The organism is Janthinobacterium agaricidamnosum (assembly GCF_003667705.1).
GTDB lineage: Bacteria > Pseudomonadota > Gammaproteobacteria > Burkholderiales > Burkholderiaceae_D > Janthinobacterium.
This window is the reverse complement of record NZ_CP033019.1, coordinates 3825698-3850195: the sequence shown is the minus strand read 5'-3', so window position 1 is coordinate 3850195 and position 24498 is coordinate 3825698. Positions and strand designations below refer to the sequence as shown.

Annotated in this window: 22 protein-coding genes and 1 tRNA gene; 11 read left to right on the top strand and 12 right to left on the bottom strand. The window is 63.3% G+C overall.

Going from position 1 to position 24498, the window contains the following annotated elements; genetic code table 11:
* The first annotated feature begins 34 nt into the window (after positions 1-34).
* Positions 35-487, top strand: a complete 453-nt coding sequence (locus tag D9M09_RS17330) for a hypothetical protein (protein WP_070311973.1) — start codon at positions 35-37, stop codon at positions 485-487.
* 25 nt (positions 488-512) lie between these two features.
* Here D9M09_RS17330 and D9M09_RS17325 read toward each other — a convergent pair whose 3' ends face one another.
* On the bottom strand, positions 513-2219 hold the full coding sequence (locus D9M09_RS17325) for a methyl-accepting chemotaxis protein (RefSeq protein ID WP_070222325.1): 1707 nt from the start codon (positions 2217-2219) through the stop codon (positions 513-515).
* A 382-nt stretch (positions 2220-2601) separates the two neighbouring features.
* On the opposite strand from D9M09_RS17325, the gene D9M09_RS17320 reads away from it, so the two are divergent.
* From D9M09_RS17320 to D9M09_RS17275, 9 genes are all read left to right on the top strand, one after another.
* Positions 2602-4752, top strand: a complete 2151-nt coding sequence (locus D9M09_RS17320) for a TonB-dependent receptor (RefSeq protein ID WP_121670001.1) — start codon at positions 2602-2604, stop codon at positions 4750-4752.
* 285 nt (positions 4753-5037) lie between these two features.
* Positions 5038-8109: a formate dehydrogenase-N subunit alpha gene (fdnG, locus tag D9M09_RS17310; protein WP_162995737.1), complete on the top strand. Its 3072-nt coding sequence runs from the start codon at positions 5038-5040 to the stop codon at positions 8107-8109.
* 13 nt (positions 8110-8122) lie between these two features.
* On the top strand, positions 8123-9043 hold the full coding sequence (gene fdxH / locus D9M09_RS17305; RefSeq protein WP_070290616.1) for a formate dehydrogenase subunit beta: 921 nt from the start codon (positions 8123-8125) through the stop codon (positions 9041-9043).
* Positions 9033-9704 carry a formate dehydrogenase subunit gamma gene (locus D9M09_RS17300; protein WP_121669999.1) on the top strand — a complete coding sequence of 224 codons (672 nt, stop codon included), beginning with the start codon at positions 9033-9035 and terminating at the stop codon, positions 9702-9704. The genes fdxH and D9M09_RS17300 overlap by 11 nt, the downstream gene beginning before the upstream one ends.
* Before the next feature lie 185 nt (positions 9705-9889).
* Complete coding sequence (gene fdhE / locus D9M09_RS17295; RefSeq protein ID WP_070222313.1) at positions 9890-10945, top strand: formate dehydrogenase accessory protein FdhE; 1056 nt, start codon at positions 9890-9892, stop codon at positions 10943-10945.
* Positions 10942-12363: an L-seryl-tRNA(Sec) selenium transferase gene (gene selA, locus D9M09_RS17290; RefSeq protein ID WP_121669998.1), complete on the top strand. Its 1422-nt coding sequence runs from the start codon at positions 10942-10944 to the stop codon at positions 12361-12363. Before fdhE ends, selA begins: the two co-directional genes overlap by 4 nt.
* Entirely contained in the window at positions 12360-14345 is a 1986-nt protein-coding gene (gene selB / locus D9M09_RS17285) for a selenocysteine-specific translation elongation factor (protein WP_121669997.1), read from the top strand. The genes selA and selB overlap by 4 nt, the downstream gene beginning before the upstream one ends.
* A tRNA-Sec gene (locus D9M09_RS17280) sits at positions 14324-14419 on the top strand. Before selB ends, D9M09_RS17280 begins: the two co-directional genes overlap by 22 nt.
* A gap of 171 nt (positions 14420-14590) precedes the next feature.
* Positions 14591-15301, top strand: a complete 711-nt coding sequence (locus tag D9M09_RS17275; protein ID WP_240453407.1) for a substrate-binding periplasmic protein — start codon at positions 14591-14593, stop codon at positions 15299-15301.
* Positions 15302-15311: 10 nt separating this feature from the next.
* Here the strand turns inward: D9M09_RS17275 and D9M09_RS17270 are convergent, their stop codons facing one another.
* The 7 genes from D9M09_RS17270 to fur form a co-directional block, all read right to left on the bottom strand.
* The gene (locus D9M09_RS17270; protein ID WP_121669995.1) at positions 15312-16052 is read right to left on the bottom strand and encodes a GGDEF domain-containing protein; all 741 of its coding nucleotides are present in this window, start codon (positions 16050-16052) and stop codon (positions 15312-15314) included.
* Between the two features lie 3 nt (positions 16053-16055).
* The gene (locus D9M09_RS17265) at positions 16056-16454 is read right to left on the bottom strand and encodes a DUF1987 domain-containing protein (protein WP_070222304.1); all 399 of its coding nucleotides are present in this window, start codon (positions 16452-16454) and stop codon (positions 16056-16058) included.
* 22 nt (positions 16455-16476) lie between these two features.
* Complete coding sequence (locus tag D9M09_RS17260) at positions 16477-17034, bottom strand: SiaB family protein kinase (protein ID WP_070222302.1); 558 nt, start codon at positions 17032-17034, stop codon at positions 16477-16479.
* 65 nt (positions 17035-17099) lie between these two features.
* The gene (locus D9M09_RS17255) at positions 17100-18317 is read right to left on the bottom strand and encodes a SpoIIE family protein phosphatase (RefSeq protein ID WP_070222300.1); all 1218 of its coding nucleotides are present in this window, start codon (positions 18315-18317) and stop codon (positions 17100-17102) included.
* A 180-nt stretch (positions 18318-18497) separates the two neighbouring features.
* Entirely contained in the window at positions 18498-19088 is a 591-nt protein-coding gene (locus D9M09_RS17250; RefSeq protein WP_205602263.1) for an NAD(P)H-dependent oxidoreductase, read from the bottom strand.
* Between the two features lie 73 nt (positions 19089-19161).
* Positions 19162-19524 carry a MerR family transcriptional regulator gene (locus D9M09_RS17245; protein WP_121669994.1) on the bottom strand — a complete coding sequence of 121 codons (363 nt, stop codon included), beginning with the start codon at positions 19522-19524 and terminating at the stop codon, positions 19162-19164.
* 74 nt (positions 19525-19598) lie between these two features.
* Entirely contained in the window at positions 19599-20039 is a 441-nt protein-coding gene (gene fur, locus D9M09_RS17240; RefSeq protein WP_034756687.1) for a ferric iron uptake transcriptional regulator, read from the bottom strand.
* 364 nt (positions 20040-20403) lie between these two features.
* On the opposite strand from fur, the gene D9M09_RS17235 reads away from it, so the two are divergent.
* Positions 20404-21021 (top strand): OmpW/AlkL family protein, encoded by a 618-nt coding sequence (locus D9M09_RS17235; RefSeq protein ID WP_070222294.1) that lies wholly within the window; start codon positions 20404-20406, stop codon positions 21019-21021.
* 78 nt (positions 21022-21099) lie between these two features.
* On the opposite strand, the gene D9M09_RS17230 is transcribed toward D9M09_RS17235, so the two are convergent.
* The 4 genes from D9M09_RS17230 to D9M09_RS17215 form a co-directional block, all read right to left on the bottom strand.
* Complete coding sequence (locus D9M09_RS17230; RefSeq protein ID WP_121669993.1) at positions 21100-21927, bottom strand: MetQ/NlpA family ABC transporter substrate-binding protein; 828 nt, start codon at positions 21925-21927, stop codon at positions 21100-21102.
* Between the two features lie 25 nt (positions 21928-21952).
* The gene (locus D9M09_RS17225; protein WP_121669992.1) at positions 21953-22627 is read right to left on the bottom strand and encodes a methionine ABC transporter permease; all 675 of its coding nucleotides are present in this window, start codon (positions 22625-22627) and stop codon (positions 21953-21955) included.
* Positions 22620-23429, bottom strand: coding sequence for a methionine ABC transporter ATP-binding protein (locus D9M09_RS17220; RefSeq protein WP_070222288.1), 810 nt, complete (start codon positions 23427-23429; stop codon positions 22620-22622). Before D9M09_RS17220 ends, D9M09_RS17225 begins: the two co-directional genes overlap by 8 nt.
* Positions 23430-23753: 324 nt before the next feature.
* Positions 23754-24212 (bottom strand): YbaN family protein, encoded by a 459-nt coding sequence (locus D9M09_RS17215; RefSeq protein ID WP_121669991.1) that lies wholly within the window; start codon positions 24210-24212, stop codon positions 23754-23756.
* Between the last annotated feature and the right edge of the window lie 286 nt (positions 24213-24498).

The following is a 24498-nucleotide window of genomic DNA, read 5'->3' as shown; positions in this document are numbered from 1 at the left end:
ATGGGCGGAATTGTTGAATGTCTGTGGAGTGTGAATGCTGTCGTACGAACAAGAACAATTATTGCAGCAAAGCCAAACGGCTTTTGATGCCTACTATGACGCGCTGGGCGCGTCGCTAGTGAATTTTGTCGAGCGCCTGGGCATCCAGCCCGCGCACGAAGTGCTGACCAATGCGGCCGAGTACCTGCCGTACATCGATGCGGCCATGCGCACCATCGTCATCCGCGACGAGAGCTGGCAATGGGTGAAAACCATGCTCGGCTACTTTATCGGCGAATACTTTGTGCAGGGTCATGCGGGTTGCTGGTATGTGGAAACGCGGGCCGAATCGCCGCATTTCTGCCGCACCATGGTGGGTGGTTTCGAGCATGGCTTGCCGGCGGAGGCCGCCATCGATCCCGAGGCGCTGGCCCTGGAATTTCTGGGGCAATCCGCGCCGCGCGAGCTGGCGGCACTGATCGCCACAGCGCAAGCGCGCGCGGCTTGATGGCGCGCGGCTTGCTGCAGCAGATTTAAAACTCTTCCCACTCGCCTTCGGCAGGTGCGCTCGCCTTGCTGCTGGCGCGCGTCGCGGGCAGGCGCAGGGCAGGGATGGAGGCCTTGCGGACCGGCGCTGCCGGGGTTGCCGGCGCGCTGCGCTGCGCCGCCTTGGCGCTGAAACGGTCGGTGGCCGCAGCGTTTGCATCGAGGCGGAACACGCTGACCACCTGCGCCAGTTCGCTCGCCTGTTCCTGCATCGCTTCGGCCGCTGCCGACGCTTCTTCCACCAGCGCCGCATTTTGCTGGGTCACCTGATCCATTTCCGAAATGGCCTGGTTGACTTGCTCGATGCCTGCGCTCTGCTCTTCACTGGCATTGCTGATCTCGCTCATGATGGACGTGACGAAGCCGATGCTTTGCACGATTTCTTCCATCGTCTTGCCGGCCTTGTCGACCAGGTCCGTGCCCACGTCGACCTTTTGCACGGAATCGTCGATCAGGCCCTTGATCTCTTTCGCTGCCGCCGCCGAGCGCTGCGCCAGGTTGCGCACCTCTGTTGCCACGACGGCGAAGCCGCGTCCCTGTTCGCCGGCGCGCGCCGCTTCCACGGCCGCGTTCAAGGCCAGGATGTTGGTCTGGAAGGCGATGCCGTCGATGACGGAGATGATGTCGACGATTTTCTTCGACGAGGTATTGATCTCGCCCATGGTGGCGACCACTTCGGCCACCACGGCGCCGCCGCGGCTGGCGATGCCGGCCGCGTCGCCGGCCAGCTTATTCGCCTGGCGCGCGTTGTCGGCATTCTGTTTCACGGTCGATGTCAGTTCTTCCATTGACGAGGCGGTTTCTTCCAGCGAACTGGCTTGCTGTTCCGTGCGCGAGGACAGGTCCTGGTTGCCGGCGGCGATTTCCGCCGATGCCGTGGCGATGGTGTCGGTGCCGCTGCGCACCTGGCCCACGATACCGACGAGGCTGTCGTTCATGGTTTTCAGCGCATGCATCAGCTGGGCCGTTTCATCGCGGCCCTGTGCCGTAATGGTGCTGCTCAGGTCGCCTGCTGCCACGGTTTCCGCCACTTTCACGGCGTCGCGGATGGGGCCGGTGATCGAGCGCGTGATCCACCACGCAAAACCGATGCCCATCAGCACGGCCAGCACGCCCATGGTGATCAGGAAGATGCGCGTGCTGCTGTACGCTTCGATGATGCTGGCGCCGACGCCGTCGGCCGCCTTGATCTGCATGTTGGCGAAGCGCTTCACTTCGGCCAGATAGGCCACGGTGATGGGCGCGACTTCCTTGTCGAACACGATCTTGGCGCCTGCCATGTCGCCGTCGGCCTTCATCTTGAAGGCGCGCGCGCGCGTCGTCACGTAATCGGTGCGTACCTTGCGCACGACCTTGAATTGCTCGATCACGGCAGGGTTGAGCAGGGACGCGACGATGTCGTCCTGCAGCTTGCTGGAACGCTCCGCATCGACTTTCAAGTCGTCCTCGATCTTGGCGCGCACGACAGGATCGGTAATTTCGAACGAGGCGACGCCGCGCACGCTGTTGAGTTCAATGATCTTCGACCATTCGGCCACCATGCGCTGGTTCTTGATGCTGGTATTGATCAGGCGGTAAGTCAGGTCGCTGGCCGTTTGCATGCGCACGAGGGCGGTGATGGTCAAGGCGGCAAGCAACAGCAATACGACAGCAAAGCCGACGCCAAGGCGGCTGCCGATGTTCAGGTTTTTCATGTAATTCCTAACAGTTTAATAGTCATGATCGCCGCCGCCAGCAGGGGCGGACAGGCGCCGCGAGGCGCAGGGGATCGGGGTCTTCGGGTGCCGCGTGATGGCTGTGCGGCGCGCCGCGCTGAGCGTGGCGTTGGAGGTGAAACAGGGGGCATGCCGGTCAGGCTGACCGTTGCCCAGCAAGGCGCAAGTATAGCATTGACGCAGAGAAATAGTTTCTTACGGCAATTTTAATTATTTTTTGATATTGATTTCCTGTTGTGTTTTTACATCAAGTACCTAGTCCATAAGTACTATCACTTACAGAAACGCTTACTTTATGCATGTTCGCCTGATAAAATACTAATGATAATCATTCGTATTAAAACATCGACCAGGGAATTGTATGCAGCAACGTCGCAAGCCAGGATGTAAACCGATCACCATCGCCGTACTGGGCGCCTTGACCTTGGGCGCCACGCCATTGGCGGCCTGGGCGCAGGAAAGCTTGCCCGCCGTCACCGTGACGGCATCGAAGGACAAGGACGGCTATGTCGCCGCCACCTCCGCCAGCGGCACCAAGACGGAAATGGCCCTGCGCGACGTGCCGCAAACGATCAACGTGGTGCCGGCCGCCGTCATCCGCGACCAGAACGCCATGTCGATCCAGGACATCATGAAGAACATCCCCGGCGTGGGCCTGTCCACGGGCGACGGCCAGCGCGACCAGGTGTTCATCCGCGGCTTCACGGCCATCGGCGACCAGTTCGTCGACGGCTTCCGTGATGACGCGCTGTATTTCCGCGACCTGTCGAACGTCGAGCGCCTGGAAGTGATCAAGGGACCGGCCGCCGTGCTGTACGGCCGCGGTTCCTCGGGCGGCCTGGTGAACCGCATCACCAAGAAGCCCGGCATCGATATCACGGACGTGGCCCTGAGCCTGACCAATACGGCAGGGCGCCGCGGCGAAGTCGACGTGGGCCGTGTCGGCGAGACGGTGGACTGGCGCTTCACGGGCGCGCGCGAATTGTCGGACAGCTACCGCGACCAGCAATTCATCAACCGCACGGCGCTGGCGCCATCCGTGGCCATCCGCCTCTCAAACGCGACGAAACTGCTGCTGCAGGGCGACTACCTGGAAGACCGCCGCCTGACGGACTTCGGCATCCCGTCCTACCAGGGCCGCCCCGTCGCCGTCGATGCGGGCACTTATTATGGCGCCGCGAATGCCCGCGATGCGGACTTCAGCCAGTCGCGCGTGGTCTCCACGGCCGCCACCCTGACGCACAAGTTCAGCGATACCTTGTCGCTGCGCAATGCCTTCCGCTATTACGATTACCACCTGGACCGCAACAACACGAATATTTCCGGCAACGTCAACGAGGTCAAAGGCACAATGAGCCTCGGTCATGCCAAGCTCAACCGCGACGAGAGCGGCTGGTTCAACCAGACGGAACTGACGCAAAAGCTGGTCACGGGCGGCCTGCGCCACGAAGTGCTGTACGGCGCCGAGTTCGGCAAGCAAAACAAGGATGCGTCGAGCTGGGCCTCGACCGTGGTTGCGACGAATGTCTCGATCTTCCATCCCGTCCTGCCTGTGGTCAACCGCAGCAAGCTGGGCGCGCGCAGCGATACCTTCGGCACCTACGACACGGCCGCCGCCTACGTGCAGGACGCCATCAGCTTCAGCGACGAGTGGAAGGCGCTGGCCGGCTTGCGCTATGACCGCTACAAGCAGCAGTCGCGCCTGGCCAATGCGCTTGGCGTGACGACGGCCAATCTGTCGCGCACGGATTCGGCCTACAGCCCCCGCGCCGGCCTCGTCTGGCAACCGAGCGCCATGCAATCGTACTACGCGTCGTGGAGCCGCTCATTCCAGCCCAGCGGCGAGAACTTCGCCCTGGCCGCCAACAATGCCGACCTGGCGCCGGAAGCCACGCGCAACACGGAAGTGGGCGCCAAGTACGACCTGTGGGGCGGTCGCGCCAACGCCACCGTGTCGCTGTTCCGTCTGGAACGCGACAACATCAAGACCAGCGACCCGATCACGAACCGCATCGTGCCCGTCGGCACGCAGCGCACGGATGGTTTGGAACTGACCTTCAACGCGGACTTGCATGACGGCTGGAAAATGATGGCCGGTTATGCTTACCTGGACGCCACCATCACCGATTCCATCGCCGTCGACCGCAGCGTGAATGCGCCGGGCACGACGACGGCCAGTTCGGTGGCCATCAAGGGCAAGCGCGCCACTTTGACGGCGCGCAACACGGCCAATCTGTGGCTGACGAAAGACCTGGGCCACGGCTTCACGGTGGGCGGCGGTGCGAATGCCGTCGGCAGCCGCTTCGCCAATCCGGGCAACACGGTCGTGCTGCCGGGCTACGTGACGGCCGACGCCATGGCTGCCTATCGCACGGGCCGCTATGAAGTGCAGCTGAACATCAACAATATCGGCGATACGCGCTACATCGTGTCAGGCCACGGTTCCAGCCCGAACCTGAGCTTGCCGGGCGCGCCGCGCAACGTGGCGTTGACCTTGCGCTACAGCCTGTAAATTAGCTTGCAAGTTCGGTCCCATCCATAAAAAACCCGCTCACGTGAGCGGGTTTTTTTTCATGGCGGGCGCTGCATGGGCAGGCTGGTATTGTTTAGAGGAACTATTCGGTACCGATAAAATAATGTTGACTATGTGCAATTTTTTCCGGCGGACTGAGCCTTGATTGCCTTTGAGGGGTAAAATACGCCTCATACGGCACAGGCATGGTGCTTATATCTTATGGATATGACACTGTCATGACGCCGTATGACTTTTTATTTACTCACATCATAGAGGTCTGATATGGTTCAGATATCCAGGCGCCAGTTCCTTCGGGTCACTGGCGCCACGATTGCTGGCTCCAGCCTCGCCTTGCTCGGTTTCGCGCCGGGGCAGGCGTTGGCAGAGGTACGGCAATACAAGCTGGCTCGCACGACCGAGACCCGCAATACCTGTCCTTACTGTTCCGTTGGCTGCGGCGTCCTGCTGTATGGCCTGGGCGATGGCGCGAAAAACGCCGTCTCCAGCATCATCCACGTGGAAGGCGATGCCGATCACCCGGTGAACCGCGGCACGCTGTGCCCGAAAGGCGCCAGCCTGGTCGACTTCATCCACAGCCCGAACCGCCTGAAAGTGCCCGAATACCGCGCACCGGGCGGCACGGAATGGCAACCGATCTCCTGGGATGTGGCGCTCGACAAGATCGCGCGCCTGATGAAGGATGACCGCGACGCCAACCTGATCGAAAAGAATGCCGACGGCAAGACCGTCAACCGCTGGCTCTCCACCGGCATGCTTGCCGCGTCCGCCGGCAGCAACGAGGTCGGGTATCTGACCCACAAGACAGTGCGCAGCATGGGGATGCTGACCTTTGATAATCAGGCGCGTGTATGACACGGACCGACGGTGGCAGGTCTTGCCCCGACGTTTGGCCGTGGCGCGATGACGAATCATTGGGTCGATATCAAGAATGCCGACGTGATCCTGGTCATGGGCGGCAATGCAGCAGAAGCACATCCTTGCGGATTCAAATGGGTCACGGAAGCGAAGGCGCATAACAAGGCCAAGCTGATCGTTGTCGATCCGCGTTTTACCCGTACCGCATCCGTGGCAGATTACTACTGCGCCACGCGTACCGGCACGGACATCGTCTTCCTCGGCGCGATCATCAATTATCTGCTGACGAACGACAAGATCCAGCATGAGTACGTGCGCAACTACACGGACATGCCCTTCATCGTGCGCGAAGACTATGCGTTCGAGGACGGCCTGTTCTCGGGTTTCGACAAGGAAAAAGGCAAGTACACCGACAAGGCCACCTGGGATTACGAGATCGGCGACGACGGCTACGCCAAGGTCGACCCGACCCTGGAACACCCGCGCTGCGTCTACCAGATGATGAAGAAGCACTACGCGCGTTACACGACCGAGATGGTCGAGCGTACGTGCGGCGTGTCGGCCGACAAGTTCCACAAGGTGGCGGAAGCTTTGGCTTCGACCGCCGTGCCGGGACGCGCCGGTACCATCCTGTACGCGCTGGGCTGGACGCACCACTCGACGGGCGCGCAGACCATCCGCACGGGCGCCATGGTGCAGCTGTTGCTGGGCAACATGGGCATCGCGGGCGGCGGCATGAACGCCTTGCGCGGCCACTCGAACATCCAGGGCTTGACCGACCTGGGCCTGATGTCGAACCTGTTGCCAGGTTACATGACCTTGCCGAACGAGGGCGAGCAGGACTTCGACGCCTACATCGCCGCGCGCGCCACCAAGCCGCTGCGGCCGAACCAGCTCAGCTACTGGAGCAATTACCGCAAGTTCCACGTCAGCTTCATGAAGACGTGGTGGGGCGACTTTGCCACGGCCGAGAACAACTACGCCTTTGACTACCTGCCGAAACTCGACAAGCCGTATGACTTGATGCAAGCCATCGAGAACATGCACCAAGGCAAGATGACGGGCTATATCTGCCAGGGTTTCAATGTGCTGGCATCCGCGCCGAACAAGCAGAAGGTCACGGAAGCGCTGTCGAAGCTGAAGTTCCTCGTCATCATGGACCCGCTGGCCGTGGAAACGGGCGAATTCTGGAAGGCCCACGGGCAATACCACGAAGTCGATCCCACCAAGATCATGACGGAAGTGTTCCGCTTGCCGACCAGTTGCTTCGCCGAAGAACGCGGTTCGCTGGTCAGTTCCTCGCGCGTGCTGCAGTGGCACTGGCAGGCAGCCGAACCGCCGGGCCAGGCGCGCAGCGACCTGGAGATCATGTCGGGCCTGTTCTTGCGCATGCGCAGCATGTACAAGAAAGAGGGCGGCAAGTTCCCCGATCCTATCGTCAACCTGACGTGGAATTATGCGCAGCCGCATAACCCGCAGCCGGAAGAAATCGCCCGCGAATTCAACGGCAAGGCGCTGGCCGACTTGTACGATCCGAAAGATCCGACCAAGCTGCTGGTGAAAAAGGGCGAGCAGCTGGCCTCGTTTGCGCAATTGCGCGACGATGGCACGACCACCAGCGGTTGCTGGATCTTCGCCGGCAGCTGGACGCAGGCGGGCAACCAGATGGGACGGCGCGACAACAGCGACCCGACCGGCATCGGCCAGACTCTGGGCTGGGCCTGGGCGTGGCCGGCGAACCGCCGCGTGCTGTACAACCGCGCCTCGTGCGACTTGAAGGGCAAGGCCTTCGATCCGACCCGCAAGTTGATCGAATGGAATGGCACGAACTGGAGCGGGGCCGATATTCCCGACTTCAAGGCCGATGAACCGCCGGAAAACGGCATGGGGCCGTTCATCATGCTGGGCGAGGGCGTGGCGCGCTTCTTTGCGCGCGGCGCCATGGCCGAAGGACCGTTCCCCGAACATTACGAGCCGTTCGAAAATCCCCTGGGCTACAACCCCATGCATCCGAAAAACCCGCAGGCGACCAGCAATCCGGCCGCGCGCGTGTTCGCCGACGACCGGAAAATGTTCGGCACGCACGAGGAATATCCGCATGTGGCGACCAGCTACCGTTTGACCGAGCATTTCCATTACTGGACCAAGCATGCGCGCCTGAACGCCATCATCCAGCCGCAGCAATTCGTTGAAATCGGCGAAGAGCTGGCCAAGAGCATCGGCGTGGTGGCTGGCGGCGAAGTGCGCGTCAGTTCCAAGCGCGGGCACATCATCGCCAAGGCCGTCGTCACCAAGCGCATCAAGGCTTTGATGATCGAAGGCAAGCCGGTGCATACCGTGGGCCTGCCGCTGCACTGGGGCTTTACGGGCGTGGCCAAGCCGGGGTATCTGATCAATACCCTGACGCCGGGCGTGGGGGATGCGAATTCGCAAACGCCGGAATTCAAGTCCTTCCTCGTGAAGGTGGAAAAAGCATGATGGGAGCTCAATAATGGCACTGCAATCCTTAGATATCCGGCGCCTGTCGGCGACCACGGTAACGCCGCCGCAGGCGCGCAGCCCGGTGACGGGCACCGTGGCCAAGCTGATCGATGTGTCGAAATGCATCGGCTGCAAGGCTTGCCAGACGGCGTGCATGGAATGGAACGACTTGCGTGACGAAGTCGGCGAAAACCATGGCACCTATGACAATCCGACGGACCTGACGCCGCAATCGTGGACGGTGATGCGTTTTGCCGAACACGAAAACAACGACGGCAACCTCGAGTGGCTGATCCGCAAGGATGGCTGCATGCACTGCGAGGACCCGGGCTGTTTGAAAGCCTGTCCGGCGCCGGGCGCCATCGTGCAATACACGAACGGCATCGTGGATTTCCACCAGGAAAACTGCATCGGCTGCGGCTACTGCGTGGCCGGCTGTCCTTTCGACGTGCCCCGTATTTCGAAAAAGGACGACCGCGCCTACAAGTGCACCTTGTGCTCGGACCGCGTCGCCGTGGGCCAGGAACCGGCCTGCGTGAAGACGTGCCCGACGGGCGCCATCGTTTTCGGCACCAAGGAAGACATGAAGGTGCATGCGGAAGAGCGCATCGTCGACCTGAAGTCGCGCGGTTTCGAGAATGCGGGCCTGTACGATCCGCTGGGCGTGGGCGGCACGCACGTGATGTACGTGCTGCACCATGCCGACAAGCCGAAGCTGTATTCGAACTTGCCGGAACGCCCGCGCATCAGCCCGATGGTGGGCTTCTGGAAGGGCTGGTCCAAGCCGCTGGCGGTGGCCGGCATGGCTGCCACGGCACTGGCAGGCTTCTTCCATTACACGCGTGTCGGCCCGAACGAAGTGAGCAAGGACGAAGAGCACGAGGCGCTGGAAGAGGCCAAGCGCATCCGGGAGGAACAGCATGAAGCATAGTGACCTTCACGATGGCAAGCTGCGCGACAAGGATGGCAATCCCTTGATCGAACGCTACAACCCGAACGAGCGCACGAATCACTGGGTGACGGCCATCACCTTCGTCATGCTGGCCCTGTCCGGCCTGGCCATGTTCCATCCCTCGATGGCGTGGCTGGCGAACCTGTTCGGCGGCGGGCAATGGACGCGCATTTTGCATCCGTTTGCCGGCCTGATGATGTTCGTCTCGTTCGCCATCCTCGTGGTGCGCTTCTGGCATCACAACAAGTTCGAGGACGGCGACAAGCAGTGGCTGAAACAGATGGACGACGTGCTCAACAACCGCGAGGAGAAGCTTCCGAAGATCGGCAAATACAATGCCGGCCAGAAGATCCTGTTCTTCGTGCTGCTGTTCTGCATGGTGGGCTTGCTGCTGTCGGGCATCGTGATCTGGCGCGCGTACTTCGCGTTCTATTTCCCGATCGACGTCGTGCGCTTTGCCGCCTTGCTGCATGCCGGTTGCGCGTTCGGCATCATCTGCGCCATCATCGTGCACATCTATGCGGCCTTGTGGGTCAAGGGCTCGATCGGCGCCATGGTGCGCGGCACCGTCACCTACGGCTGGGCGCGCAAGCACCATCCGAAGTGGTTTGAGGCCGTGATCCGTCATACGGAAAAGTAGGCAGAAGGGTAGGTCGGCTTAGCTTCGCGTAAGCCGACCCGCTCCGCCGCCGGCGTTTTTCTCTGCCAGCGACAGCCAGGGCCAGTCCCCCAGGACTGGCCCCTTTCTTTTTATCGATTAAAATACTTTTACAGCACAGCCAACTCCGCTGGCCGTGTTGTGCTTTTTTTGATGGGAAAACTCCATTGGTACAACGCATACTCCAGCCAGGCGAAATCGAAGGCCTGGACCATAACGCGATTCCGCGCCTGCTGCTGCCGCAGCCAGTCAGCCTGTTTACGGCGCGCGCACAGCGCTTGCGCGAACTGGCGCAGGGCAATATCAAGGGCATCCCCGTCGACGCGGGCATGCAGGGCTATCTGCTGCTGATGGCCGCGCTGGCCGATGCGCAGGCCGCCGTGGTGGGAAAACTGGCGCCCGGCGCCGTGCCTGCCGCCGACTCCGACGCGCTGCGCCGCGCCATCGCCCACCGTATGCCGGTGCTGCCCGTCAGCGGCGCCCGTCCGCCCGTCTGGCGCGACATCTTTGCCAGCCTGCTCGACGAACTGGCCGCCACGGCGGCACGCCAGCCGGCCCTGTCCGGCGGCCTGACGCAGGTGCTGGCCCAGCTGCGCGCGCTCGACGCGACAGCGCTGGACGCCTGCGCCGATGCCGTGCTCGATGAAAACGGCGACAACCTCAATCCCATGCACGCGCCGTTCGTCGCGGCCGCCCTGCAAATCCTGTGGTCGGTATCGGCCAGCGAATTGCGCGCCGCGCGCGTGCCGGACCTGGAAACGGGCACCTTGTGCCCCGTCTGCGGTTCGCACCCGGTCGCCAGCGTGATCCGCATCGGCGGCCAGTCACAGGGCTACCGCTACCTGCATTGCGGCATCTGCGAAAGCGAATGGCATATGGTGCGCGTGAAATGCTCGACCTGCGAACAGAACGGCAAGATCGCCTACCAGGGCCTCGATGCGGCCGATGCCGCCCCGTTCGACCCCGTGACGGCGAAGGACGACAAATTGCCGAACAAGGCGAATGACCCGAAAAAGGTGGCGCGCGCGGAAACCTGCGACGATTGCCATACCTATCGAAAAGTCTTCAACCAGGAACACGATTACAACGTCGAACCGCTGGCCGACGACCTGGCCAGCCTGATGCTCGACCTGCTGGTGGGCGAAGCGGGCTACCAGCGCGCCAGCGGCAATCCGCTGCTGTGGCTGGGGAAGAGCGAAAGCGGCGAGGGCCAGCCAGCATGACGACGGGGCAGACCGTGCGCCTGCCATCGGTAGACCGCATCCTGGGCGACGCGGCTTGCCTGGCCCTGATTGCGCACTACGGCCGCGTGCAGACCCTGGCCTGCGCGCGCGCCGTGCTGGCCGAACTGCGCACCGCCATGCTGGCCGGTGCGGGTTTTGGTAACTTCTGCGAAGAGGGCGCGTCGATCGCCGCCATCGTCGCGCAGGTGGACGAACGGCTGCAATCGCAAGCGCGCCCGCGGCTGCGCCCCGTGTTCAACCTGACGGGCACCGTGCTGCACACGAACCTGGGCCGCGCGTTGCTGCCCGACGCCGCCGTGCAAGCCGTGGTCGAGGCGCTGCAGTGGCCGATGAACCTGGAATTCGACCTGGAAACGGGCAAGCGCGGCGACCGCGACGACCTGGTCGAGGAATTGCTGCGCGAACTGACGGGGGCCGAAGCGGCCACCATCGTCAACAACAATGCGGCCGCCGTGCTGCTGATGTTGAATACCCTGGCGCAGAACAAAGAGGTGATCGTCTCGCGCGGCGAGCTGGTGGAAATCGGCGGCGCCTTCCGCATCCCGGACGTGATGACGCGCGCGGGTGCCGTGCTGCGCGAAGTGGGCAGCACCAACCGTACGCACCTGGCCGATTATGCGGACGCGATCAACGCGCAGACAAGCCTGCTGATGAAGGTTCATTGCAGCAATTACGCGATCACCGGTTTCACGAAAAGCGTGGAGCTCGACGAACTGGTGCCGCTGGCGGCACAACACGGCGTGCCGACGGCCGTGGACCTGGGCAGCGGTACCCTGGTCGACCTGGCGCAATACGGGCTGCCGCATGAAACGACGGTGCGCGAAACCATCGAGGCGGGCGCCGACCTGGTGACCTTCAGCGGCGACAAATTGCTGGGCGGCCCGCAATGCGGCGTCATCGTCGGGCGTGCCGATTTGATCGCGAAGATCAAGCGCAATCCCCTGAAACGCGCGCTGCGCGTGGGCAAACTCACCCTGGCGGCCCTGGCCCCCGTGCTGCAGCTGTACCGCGCGCCGGACTTGCTGGCCGAACGCCTGACCACCTTGCGCCTGCTAACGCGTCCCGCTTGCGCCATGCGCGCGCAGGCGCAAACCCTGCTGCCGCTGCTGCAAAACGTACTCGGTGCCGCCTATGTGGTCAGCGCCGAAACCGTGACCAGCCAGATCGGCAGCGGCGCCTTGCCCGTCGACCAGCTGCCCAGCTTTGGCCTGGCCGTCCGCAGCGCCCCCGGTTCGCGCCTGAGCAATCCATTGGGAACGCTGGAACAGCGCCTGCGCGCCATGCCGCGCCCCGTGATCGGGCGCATCGGGCAAGACACGTTGTGGCTCGATTTGCGCTGCCTGGAAGCGGCGCACGAGACGGCCTTCATCGCGCAGCTCGCCGAGTTGTCCGCATGATCGTCGGCACCGCAGGCCATATCGACCATGGCAAGACGACCCTCACGCGCGCATTGACCGGTGTGCACACGGACCGCCTCAAGGAAGAGCAGGCGCGCGGCATCTCGATTGAACTCGGTTACGCCTATCTGCCGCTGGCCGATGGCACGGTGCTGGGCGTGATCGACGTGCCAGGCCACGAAAAATTCATCCGCACCATGGCGTCCGGCGTGACGGGCATCGACTTCGCACTGCTCGTGGTGGCGGCCGACGACGGCGTCATGCCGCAGACGCACGAGCACCTGGCCATCTTGCAGCTGCTGGGCGTGACGCGCGGCGCCGTGGCATTGACCAAGATCGACCGCGCAGACAGCGCCCGCGTGGCGCAGGTGGAGGCGGACATCGAAGCGCTGCTGGCCGGCACGCCGCTGGCGGGCAGCCCGGTCTTCCCCACCGCCGCCCATCGCGACAACGATGCGGGCGTGGCCGCCTTGCTGGCGCACCTGACGCAGGTGGCGCGCAGCCTGCCGCAACGCGACGAGCGCCGGCTGTTCCGCCTGGGCGTGGACCGCGTGTTCACCTTGTCGGGGCAGGGCACCATCGTCACCGGCACGGCGCTGGCGGGATGCGCACAGGTGGGCGACATGCTGCAGCTGGCGCCCGGCGGCGCGCCTGCGCGCGTGCGCAGCATCCATGCGCAGAACCGCGCGGCCGAGACGGGCATGGCAGGCCAGCGCCTGGCGCTGAACCTGGCCGGCATCGACCGCGAGCGCATCGAACGGGGCAACTGGATCGTCGCGCCCGAGCTGGCGCAGTGTTCCGAGCGCCTGGACGTGGAACTGACCCTGCTGCCCGACGCCGGCGTGCAGCTGAAAGCCTGGTCGCCGCTGCACGTGCACCTGGGCGCGGCGCACCAGCTGGCGCGCGCCGTCATGCTCGATGGCGAAACCCTGTCGCCGGGCCAGACGGGCAGGGTGCAACTGGTGTTCGAGGCGCCCATGCACGGCGTGCCGGGCGACCGCTTCGTCGTGCGCAACGCGCAGGCGACGCAGACGGTGGGCGGCGGCATGGTGCTCGATCCGTTCGGCCCGGCGCGCAAGCGGCGCAGCCCGGCCAGGCTGGCGTGGCTCGATGCGCTGGCGGCGTTTGTCGCGCACGGCGACTATGCGGCCCTGCTGGCGCAAAGCCCGCTGGGGCTGCGCGAGTCGCTGCTGGTGCGCCTGTCCCTGCTGCCGGCGCATGCCCTGGCGCTGCCGCCCGACACGCGGCGCATCGCCCTGCGCGGCGGCGATGCACTGCTGGTGGCGCCGCCCGCGTTGCTGGCGCTGCAAGAGCGGGTGCTCACCGCACTGGCGGCCTTCCACGCGCGCGCGCCCGACGAGGCAGGGCCGGAACTGTGGCGGCTGAAGCGCATCGTCGACGCGGAGATGGAAGACGCCTTGTGGAGCCATCTGGTCGAAGGCTTGCTGGCGCAGGGCGGCATCCTGGCGCGCGGCGCCAGCCTGCACTTGCCGACGCACAGCGTGGAACTGACGCCGCAGGAGCAGGCCATGGCCGAGCCCTTGCTGGCCGCGCTGGAGCAGGGGCGTGCCGATCCGCCGTGGACGCGCGACCTGGCGCGCGGTTTCGGCCTGACCGAGGACGAAACGCGCCGGCTGTTGCGCAAGCTTGCCAAGGCGGGGCAGATCAGCCAGGTCGTGCATGACCTGTTCTATCACCAGGCGGCGCTGGCCGGGCTGGCGCAACTGGTGCGGGAACTGGCGCGCAAGGCGGAAGAGGATGCCGGCTTACCGGCAGGCAATGGCGCTGTGGGCGCGGCCACTTTCCGCGACGCCAGCGGCTTGGGCCGCAAGCGGGCGATCCAGGTCTTGGAATTCTTCGACCGCGTCGGTTATACTCGCCGTGTTGGCAATGGGCATCTATTGCGCCCGCAGGCGTTGTGGTCCTACACCGCAGCCCCAACAGCTAGCTCAGGCACCGCGGAAAGCACACTCATCCGGTGATGTGGCCGGGCTTCAAACCCGGTGGAGGGCGTCAGACGTTCTCCCGTAGGTTCGACTCCTACTGTTTTCCGCCACTTGTTTTTCTCGCCATCCTCCCCTCGCATGATGATCCCGGCGTTGGCCCTGAGCCACGTTACGGAAAAATAATGGTTTAGCTGACAACCTTTGGCCATGGCCGGCGGGGGCCGATGGTACCATCCTGCAGGTGCAGGGCTGCGTATCCCCTGTGGTAGAAGAAGGCAAGCATGAAACAAGCAAGCATGGCATGGCTGCTGGCGGCGCTGTTGCTGCCGGCGGCGGCCGGGGCGGCGGGCCTGCGCATCGTCGGCGAGCATTTGCCGCCGTCGAGCATGATGGAAGGCAATGTCGTCGTGGGACGCGAAACGCTGAAGGTGCGCGACATCATGGCGCGCGCCGGCATCGGCTATACGATGGAACTGCTGCCGTGGAAACGCGCGTATGCGCAGGCGCTGCGCGAGCCTGACACCTGCATCTTTTCCACCACGCGCACGCAAGAGCGCGAAGCGCAATTTCGCTGGATCGGCCCCCTCAACGAAGCGGAATGGATACTGTATGGCCTGGCCGAGCGGCATATGGCGCTGCGCACCCTGGCCGATGCGCGCGGCCTGGTGATCGGCACGGTGCTCGGCGACGCGCGCGACGATTATCTGCGCCAGCACGGCATGAACGTGGCGCCCGTGACGCAGGAGTGGATCAATCCGCAAAAGCTGCTGCTCGGGCGCATCGACCTGTGGGCCGTCGGCCTGGCGGTGGGCAGCAAGCCTTTCGTCGGCAAGGAGTGGGAGGGCAAGGTGGTGCCCCTGCTGACCTTCAACCGCGTGCAGACTTACCTGGCCTGTAACCTCAAGGTGCCCGAGGCGCAGGTGGCCGCCATGCAGCGGGCGGCAGCGGCCATGCGCCGCGATGGCAGCATGGCGCGCGAACAGCTGCGCTGATTGCGCCGCTTCAGCTTTCCAGCCACTGGCGCACGCAGTTGCGTCCTTCGCGCTTGGCCTGGTACAGGGCCTGGTCCGCATGGCTGTAGGCCGTGTCGAACGGCGTGCCGGCGCGGTTCCAGCTCAGGCCCACGCTGATGGTGATGGCGCGCGTGATGGGCGCCGCATGGCGCTGGCGGCCGACCGTCTCGCAGATGCGCTGCGCCACTTGCGCCGCCTCGTCGCGCGAAGAGGTGGGCCAGACCACGGAAAATTCTTCGCCGCCGACCCGGCCGATGGCCGTTTCCTGTCCCAACAACCCTTTTAAACAGTCGACCACGGCCTGGATCACGCCGTCGCCGGCCGGGTGGCCGAAGTCGTCGTTGACTTGCTTGAACAGGTCGATATCGAGCACGATCAGCGCCATGTCACCCTGCGCCAGGCAGCGCGAGGCGTGGTCGATCACGGCGCCGCGGTTCAGGGCGCCCGTCAGCGGGTCGTGCGTGGCGCGGTATTCGAGCTGGCCGGCCAGGGTTTGCAGCTGGCGGTTCAGCAGATGCATGTCGCGCTCGGCGCGGTCGCTGCGGCCGATCAGGCGGCGCGTCTCGCGCATCAGCCGCTCGTAGTGAACGATCAGTTCACCGAGCACGCGCCGTTGTTCCGCGCCCGAGGCGTTGGCGTCGGCGTGCATGCGGCGCGCGGTGGCCAGCGCTGCCGCTTCCACGGTGAACAGGTCGGGCTCCAGGCCGGACTCGGAGATGGCGGCGCGCATGCCCTAGCTGCCCTGCACGGGATGGTCGTGGAAGTCGAGGGCCGTAAAATCCTGCTGCAGCTCCTGGCCGAATTCCAGGATGGTGTCGTCGTCCTCGTCGTGATACCAGTTCAGGCGCACCTGGTTGCCGTCCACGGCCGCCTGGTTCAGGGTGTCGAACAGGGTAAACAGCATCTTCGTGCTGGAGCTGTTGAAGTAGGCCAGCGAGACGTTGACGGTGATGGCAGCTTCGCGGCAGCCTTCCAGATAGGCGCGCACGGCGGCGATCAGCGGACCATAGAAGGCGGCCGCGTTTTCCGGATACGACTCGCCCTTGATCGACAGGGTGTGCTGCTCGAAACGGAAGTCGATTTCGGGCGAACTCGGGGTCGCGGCGATGAACAGTGGTGACGGTAATTGCATATGCTTTCCTGAGTCGGCTCTTTCAAATGATGGCTTTGATGCAGAAGATGGTGTGGCCAGGTTCCTGTGGGTCCTGGACGAATTCGAATTCCAGCGGCTCGCTGGCATCGCGCGCCATGGTGAGAAAACCCAGGCCCGCGCCCTTGCTGTCCGATGGCGCTTCCTCGCGCAGGGCCTTCTTGTAGGCGAGGCGGATTTCTTCCATCGTCATCGTGTGCAGCGGTTCCAGGCGGGCGCGGATCTGCGCCACGTTGTCGGTCGAGACGGGGTTGGCGCACAGCAGAAAAAAGCTGTCGCCGCGCGTGCCGATGCAAAACGAGCCGCGCCGCATCTGCTGGTCCAGCTGCGCATCGGGCGTCAGGCTGTCGGCTGAATAATGCATGATGTTTTGCGACATCTCGATGAACGAGGAAAAGATGCGCCGCCGGGTGGGCCCGGCCGCGCCGGCCGTATCGAGGCGCGCCTTGATGGTTTCGGAAATGGCGCTCACCACGTGCTGCGAGAAATAGCCCACGTAAAAAAAGATGATGTTGCGCTTGCGGGCCACATCCCAAAACTCGTTGAATTCTTCGTACAGCACGTGCGTGCTCCTGGCTAGCCGGTGACCCGGTGTCTTGTTGATAAGGTGGCTCGATGGCGCCCAGACTACAGGCGGAAACAGAAAAAGGTCAGGTCGTCGCGGCGTGGCTGTTTTCCCTGCCAGGCGGCGCTGTCCTGCAGCAGGGCCGCCGCCACGTCGCCGGCCGGAGCGTCGCGCCGCGCCAGCAGCTGTTCGCGCATGCGCCGCTTGCCGTAGGCGATGTCGCGCGCGCCGCCGATCTGGTCGAGCAAGCCGTCGGTGGTGAGGAACAGCAGGCTGCCGGCGGGAATGTCGGGTGTCTCGTTGTGCCAGCAGTAGCCGGCCGGCGTGTCAACGTAGCCCACGCCCATGCGCGCGCCATCGATGGCGCGCACGGCTTCTTCGCCCGGCGCCACCACGTAGAGCGCCAGTTTCGCCCCTGCGAAACGCAGGCTGGCGCTGGCCGTGTCGTAGCATAAAAAGGCGCAATCCATGCCGTCGTTCGAGCCGGCGTGGCCGGTGGCCGCGCCGCTGTCGGCGCCGTCCTGGCCCAGCAGGGTCTTGATGGCGCGGCTGACGGCGCCGATCAGGGCGGCCGGATCGCGCGGCCCCCGTTCGCGCAAGGCCTGGCTCAGGGCCGACGAGGCGATCAGGGTCATGAAGGCGCCCGGCACGCCGTGGCCCGTGCAGTCGGCGATGGCGGCGAACCAGCCCCCTTCGTGGCGTTCGAAAAAGTAGAAGTCGCCGCCGACGACGTCGCGCGGCTGCCATTCCAGGTGCGCGTCGGGCAGGGTGGCGCGCAATTCCGCATCGGAGGTGCGCAGCAGCGCGCGCTGGATCACGCTGGCGTAATCGATGCTGTGCATGATCTGCCGGTTCTTTTCCGCCTGCATGGTGGCCACCACGTTCATCAGCTGCAGGCCGAAGCCCACGCCGGCCAGCGCGCCATCCTCGGTGATGATGAAGCCGTCGGCCAGCGCCTTCTCTCCCGCTTCCACGGCGCGGAAGGTGAGGTCTTCGATGCTCATGGCGCCATCGACGATCAGCGGTTCCTTGTCCATGAAGGCGATGCAACTCTTCTTGCCGTACACCTCGTGATAAAAGGGCTTGGACATCTGCGACATGAAGATATTGCGGCTGATTAAGCCGATCGGCTTCTGCTGCTCCGTGACGGGCAGGCTCATCATGTCACGCCGTTCCGTGAACAATTCCAGCACGGCGAAGTTGCTGGCGTCGGCCTGCACGGATTCCGTGGGAACGCACAGATCAAGCGCCACGGACGTGCGATAACGGGGAAGATGCAATCGAGAAGCGTTGAACTCCACAGCGGCTACCTTTACATGACGATCGGACCTTTGTTGTCGCGAGAGCAAGGCGACTGACAAACAGGCAATATCATCATGGTAGCCGCTGAATATGACGGCTTGATTACCGGCTTGTCAAAACCGTATGCAAGATGGCTGCATGGCAATCCGTTGCCGGGCTTACAGACGCCTGGCCAGCGCCTGTGCCTGCTCCAGCCAGCGCGCGCGCTGCGTGCCGGTGGAATCGATCATGGGGCCGAAGCAGGCCACCTTGACGGGCTTGACGCCGCAAAATTCCAGGGTCGTCTTGCGCAGCTGGTGGATGCCGGGCATGTGGTAGACCCAGCGGAAATACCAGGGCGGCGTGTCCATCGCCACCAGCAGCTGCGCCGTGCGGCCCTTCAGCAGCTGGGCGGGAAAGGCCTTGCCCGGGCGGTATTTGAAGGCAAAGCCGGGCAGGAAGATACGGTCGACAAAACCTTTCAGCAGGGCCGGCGCGCCGCCCCACCAGATCGGGTAGGCGAACACCAGGTGTTCGGCCCAGCTGATGGCTTCCTGCGCGGCCAGCAAGTCTGGCTCCAGCGGCTGCACCTGGCGGTAGCCTTCATGCAGGTTCTGGTCGAAGTCCAGCTGGCCCAGGCGCAGTTCGCGCACGGTATGGCCTGCGCTGCGGGCCGTGGCGGCGTAGGCCTCGGCCAGGGCGGCGCAGAAACTGTCGCTGGACGGGTGGCCGAGGAGAATTAAAATGCGCTTCGGTGTAATTTTGCTCATGCTGCAGGCTTTCCGTTAAAGAAGAGCTTGCATGCTAAAGCCTGCCCCTGGGGGCAGAGTCAAGCGCGCAGTGTCAGGCTGCCTGCAGTTGCTGGCGCGCCAGGCAGTCACGGATTTCCGTGTCGATGTCGGCCAGCTGCACGTCGAGCTGGCGCAGGCGGGCGATATCCTGCCGCACCTGCGCGCGCTTGGCGTCGATGTGCCGTGACAGGGCGGCCCAGTCCGTATCGTCGCCGGCCAGGACGGGCAGCAGTTCGGCCAGGCGGAAGCCCAGGACCTGCGCCTGGCGTATCAGTTTGACCTGCGCCAGGTCCTGCTGCGTGTAGACGCGATAGGCGCCGGAACGGCGCACGTCGCCCAGCAAGCCCAGCGCTTCATAGTGGCGCAAGGCCTTGGGCGAGGTGCCCGCCAGGCGGGCGATTTCTCCGATGTACATGCTTGTCCCTTGTTGAGCTGCGGCGCACGCAGTGTAGCGCAGGTGGCTTGCCAGGCGCTACCTTCCGCGCTGCCTCAGGAGGCTTTGCGCGGCGGGACTTTCTTCGCCGTGCACTCGGCGCAGGTGCCGTACAGCGACAGCGCGTGCTCGTGCAGCACGAAGCCCCGTTCGGCGGCAATCTCGTTCTGGCGCAGTTCGATGCCTTCGTCGACGAATTCATCGACCTTGCCGCAACCCGTGCAGACCAGGTGGTCGTGGTGCTGGCCTTCATTCAGTTCGAACACGGCGTGGCCCGATTCGAAGTGCCGGCGAAACAGAATGCCGGCCTCGGCAAACTGCATCAGCACGCGGTAGATGGTGGCCAGGCCCACGTCGATCTTTTCAGCCAGCAAGAGTTTGTAGACATCGTCCGCACTCAGGTGCTTGATCGTGCCTTCCTGGAACAGCTGCAGAATCCGCAAGCGGGGGATGGTCACTTTCAAGCCCGATTCACGCAGTTCCCTCAATATATCCATGTCTCCCATTCCTTTTTGTAGTCGCTGAGCGAGGTAAGCCATTATATCGCAAATGATAATCATTACCATTCTCATGTGTGCACTGGAAATAGTATGCTGCAGGGGCCGGCGGCAATCCAGTGACATCGGCGCAAGTAACCATTGCGCGGCGCGCAACTTGTCTCAGCATTGCGCGGCTGGCTGGCCGCTGAAATAGGGGACCTTGCATCCGGTCACGCTGCATTGCCGCATTTTCTTGACTTGGGCAAAGGAAAAAATCCGTCTAGTGATGCCATCTAGCACTATTTGATGTGGATCAAAGTTTTTGTTGCACTGCACTCTTAGACTTCGCAGCGTTACTTAACGACAAAAAGAGGGAACTAGAATGAAAAAGTCCGCAACTGCAGCAGCAATCGTCCTGGCCGCCATCGGCGCCTTCGCCGGCAACGCAATGGCACAGGAAAGCCCATGGCTGGTCCGTGCCCGCGCCGTGCACATCGATCCGGCCAACAAATCTGCTCCTGTTGGTGGCGTCGGCGCATCCGACCTTATTCACGTCAGCAGCAAGACGATTCCTGAAATCGATATTTCGTATTTCTTCACGCCTAACATCGCTGCCGAGCTGATCCTGACGTATCCGCAAAAGCATGACGTTACCTTGTCCGGCACGAAGATCGGTACTTTCAAGCATTTGCCGCCGACCCTGTCGCTGCAATACCACTTCATGCCTGAAAAACAGTTCAGCCCATACGTAGGTGCCGGCGTGAACTACACGAATATCTCGGACGTGAAATTGCTGAACGGCGCAGGCCGCCTGGAGCATGACAGCTGGGGCTACTCGCTGCAAGCCGGTGTCGATTACAAACTGGACAAAAACTGGTCGCTGAACTTCGACATCAAGAAAGTACAGATCCGCAGCGACGTACTGGCCGGCGGCGCCAAGATCAGCGAAGTCAAAGTCGATCCTATCCTGATCGGCGTAGGCGTCGGCTACCGCTTCTAAATAGTGATGGCGCCCGCAAGGCGCGGACAATAAAAAAGGACGGCCTTGGCCGTCCTTTTTACGTTTGGTGCACGCCGTTTATTTTTTCAGCGTCTTTTCCAGCGCCAGCTGGTAGTCCGTCTTTTCGTAGCCGGCCAGGTATTTGTTCGTCGCGTCGAGGAAGGCGCGCGAGCGGTAGGCCGCTTCCAGGTCCTTCACCCATGGCTTGGCCTTGTCGGCGGTGCGGATGGCGACCAGGTTGATGTAGCTGTCCGAGATCTTTTCCACGCTCAGGGCCGAGGTCAGCTTCATGCCGGCGGCCAGGGCGAAGTTACCGTTCACAAAGGCGTAGTCGGCGTCTGCCAGCGAACGTGGCAGCTGCGCCGCTTCCAGCGGCACCAGTTTCAGCTTCTTCGGGTTCTCCAGCACGTCGCGTTCGGACGCGCGCAGCGGATCGACGTTCGGTTTGAGCTTGATCCAGCCCATCTTGGCCAGCATCACCAGCGCGCGCGCCTGGTTGGTAGGATCGTTCGGCATGGTGATGGTGGCGCCGTTCTTGACTTCGGCCAGGGTTTTCTGCTTGCCGCCGTACAGGCCGATCGGCATGGTCGGCACGGTGATCAGGGCGCTCAATGGCAGCTTGTTATCGGTGGCGAATTTGGTCAGGTAGACGATGTGCTGGAACACGTTGGCGTCCAGCGACCCTTCGGCCAGCGCGTAGTTCGGCTGCACGTAGTCGTTGAATTCCACGATCTTGACCTTGTAACCCTGTTTTTCCAGGATAGGCTTGATGCCCAGCTTCAGCTGGTCGGAATACGGGCCGGAGCTGGTGCCGATGACGAGTTCTTTCGGGTCCTTGGCATGGGCGGCGGTGGCGAAGGCGAGGCTGGCGGCGGCCAGGAGCAAATTACGGCGAAGGTGGTTCATGCAGGTCCTTGTTTCTGAATATGAATTAACGTTTGTCGAGGCGCTTGGCGATGCGCGTGCCGGCGAACTGGATGGTTTGCACCAGCACGATCAGGATGGCCACGGTGGCGACCATGATGTCCGTCTCGAAGCGGTAGTAGCCGTAACGGATGGCCAGGTCGCCGATACCGCCGCCGCCCACCACGCCGGCCACGGCCGAATACGACAGGAAGCTGATCGACAACACGGTCAGCGCCAGCACGAGGCCGGAGCGCGCTTCGACCAGCAGCACGCGGAAGATGATCTGCATTTCCGACGCGCCCATGGCGTGCGCCGCTTCGATCACGCCGCGCGGCACTTCGCGCAGGTTCTGTTCCACCAGGCGCGCCAGGTAGGGAATGGCGGCGAACGACAGCGGCACGGCAGCCGCCAGCGGGCCGATCGAGGTGCCCGCGATGATGCGCGTAAACGGCGTCAGGGCGACGAGCAGGATGATGAAGGGGAAGCTGCGCACGGTATTGACCAGCCAGCCCAGGATCGTCGACAGGGGACGGTTTTCCAGCGACTGGCCTTCCGAGACGAGGAACAGCAAAATGCCCAGCGGGCCGCCGATCAGGATGGCGGCGGTCAAGCCGATGCCCAGCATGGTCATGGTCTGGCCCAGCGCCACCCAGATTTCCGGCAGCAGGTTGACGACGTTATTGATCGATTCTTCAAACATGTGTTGCATCCTTCCATGCGGTGGCTTCAAACGCCTCGGTGCCGTAATACGCCAGCTCGCGTCCCAGCGCCGTCTTGCGCGGGGTGGCCGTGTCGCTCAAGTCGAATTGTTCGGCGATGGCGCCGTTTTCCACGACGGCCACGCGGTTGCAGATGGCGCCCAGCACCGACAGCTCGTGGCTGACGATGACGATGGTCACGCCGAGGCGCGCATTGATGTCGCGCAGGGTGTCGAGCAGGGCGCGCGTCGTTTCCGCGTCCAGCGCGGACGTCGGCTCGTCGCACAGCAGCACGTCGGGGTGGCTGGCCAGGGCGCGGGCGATCGCCACGCGCTGTTTCTGCCCGCCGGACAATTGCGCCGGATAGCTGTGCAGCTTGTCGGACAGGCCGACGAGCGCCAGGCATTCCTCGACTCTGGCGGCGATCTGCTCGCCCTTGGTCGTGCCATGGATTTTCAGGGGGAAGGCGACGTTGTCGAAGACGCTGGCGTTTTGCAGCAGATTGAATTGCTGGAAAATCATGCCGATATTCTGGCGCGCGTCGCGCAGCTCGCTCTTGCCCAGGCGGGTCAGTTCGCGCCCGGCCACGGTAATGGTGCCGCTGTCGGGGCGCTCGAGCAGGTTAATCAGGCGCAGCAGGGTCGATTTGCCGGCGCCGCTCTTGCCGATCAGGCCGAAAATATCACCGGGATAGACTTCCAGCGTGACCGATTTGACCGCGTGGAATTGTTCGCCCTTGGGCAGCGCGAAGGTCTTGTTCGCGCCATCGATGCGAATCACCGGCGTACGGTGTGGTGTGGTCATGCAGTGTTTCCTTTTTTATTGGACCGTCACAGGCTTGCTTGCAGGGGCCAAATCGCCCAGCCTGTTACGTCGGTTGCGTAGTATACCTCCGATCGTGTTATTACTCCTACGACAGAATCTTGCTTTGAATATGCAAATAATGTCTATGCGACTGTTTTCAAGTGAAAAAAGCGGGAAAGCGGCGTTCTTGCCGAATTTAATCGCGTGGACTGGCGTGGCGGAGCCACATCTTGGTGAAAAGTTCGACGCGCCCTGTGCAGGCATCGCGGTGATTTTATGTGCGGTTCGGCTCAGTTGCCGTTTTTTCGTCGCGGGCAGGGCCGTTTACTGCCTGCGATTGTCCTCTTCACGGGCAGATTCTGCTCCGCTGGCCGCAGGACCTTCGGGACGGCGCAACAGGTAGATGAGCACGGCGAGCTCCATGGCGCCCACCATGGCGATGACCCACCACGGCGGATGGCCGAGACACATGGCGACAAAGCCGATGGCCATGCCCAGGCAAGCCATGGCCTTGCCGCGCCGCGACACGGCGCGGTGTTCGCGCCACTGGAGCAGCGATGGGCCGAAGCGCGGATGGTGCAGCAGCCAGTGCTCGAGGCGCGGCGAGGCGCGGCTGAAGCAGGCCAGGGCGAGGATCAGGAAAATCGTCGTCGGCATGACGGGCAGCATGGCGCCGATGATCCCCAGCAGCACCATCAGGGCGCCGGCAGCGGTCCAGGCCCAGCGGCGCAGGCGCGCGCCGTGCGCTTCGCGCAGGGAAGCCTGGGCGTGCGGCTCGCCCATCAGGCGAGGGCGCCGGCTGTCAGGCCCTGGCTGCGGGGCGGGGAAACGATGGGCTGTGCGTTCAAGGTGTGCGTATCGTGGCGGGTGGCCGTCATGTTTTTCTGCCGTATGTGCTGCGCTATTATGGAGGAATCAAGGCGAAGCTGCAGGCTTGCCGGGGCCGCAATGATAACAATCCTGTAGGGTAATAACAAGAATCATTCTCATTTGCGGCCTGGTCTGAGGCGCCGGATAACGCTGGATATTTTTGGCAATGCAGACAATAATCGGCAACAGAAGACGTTGT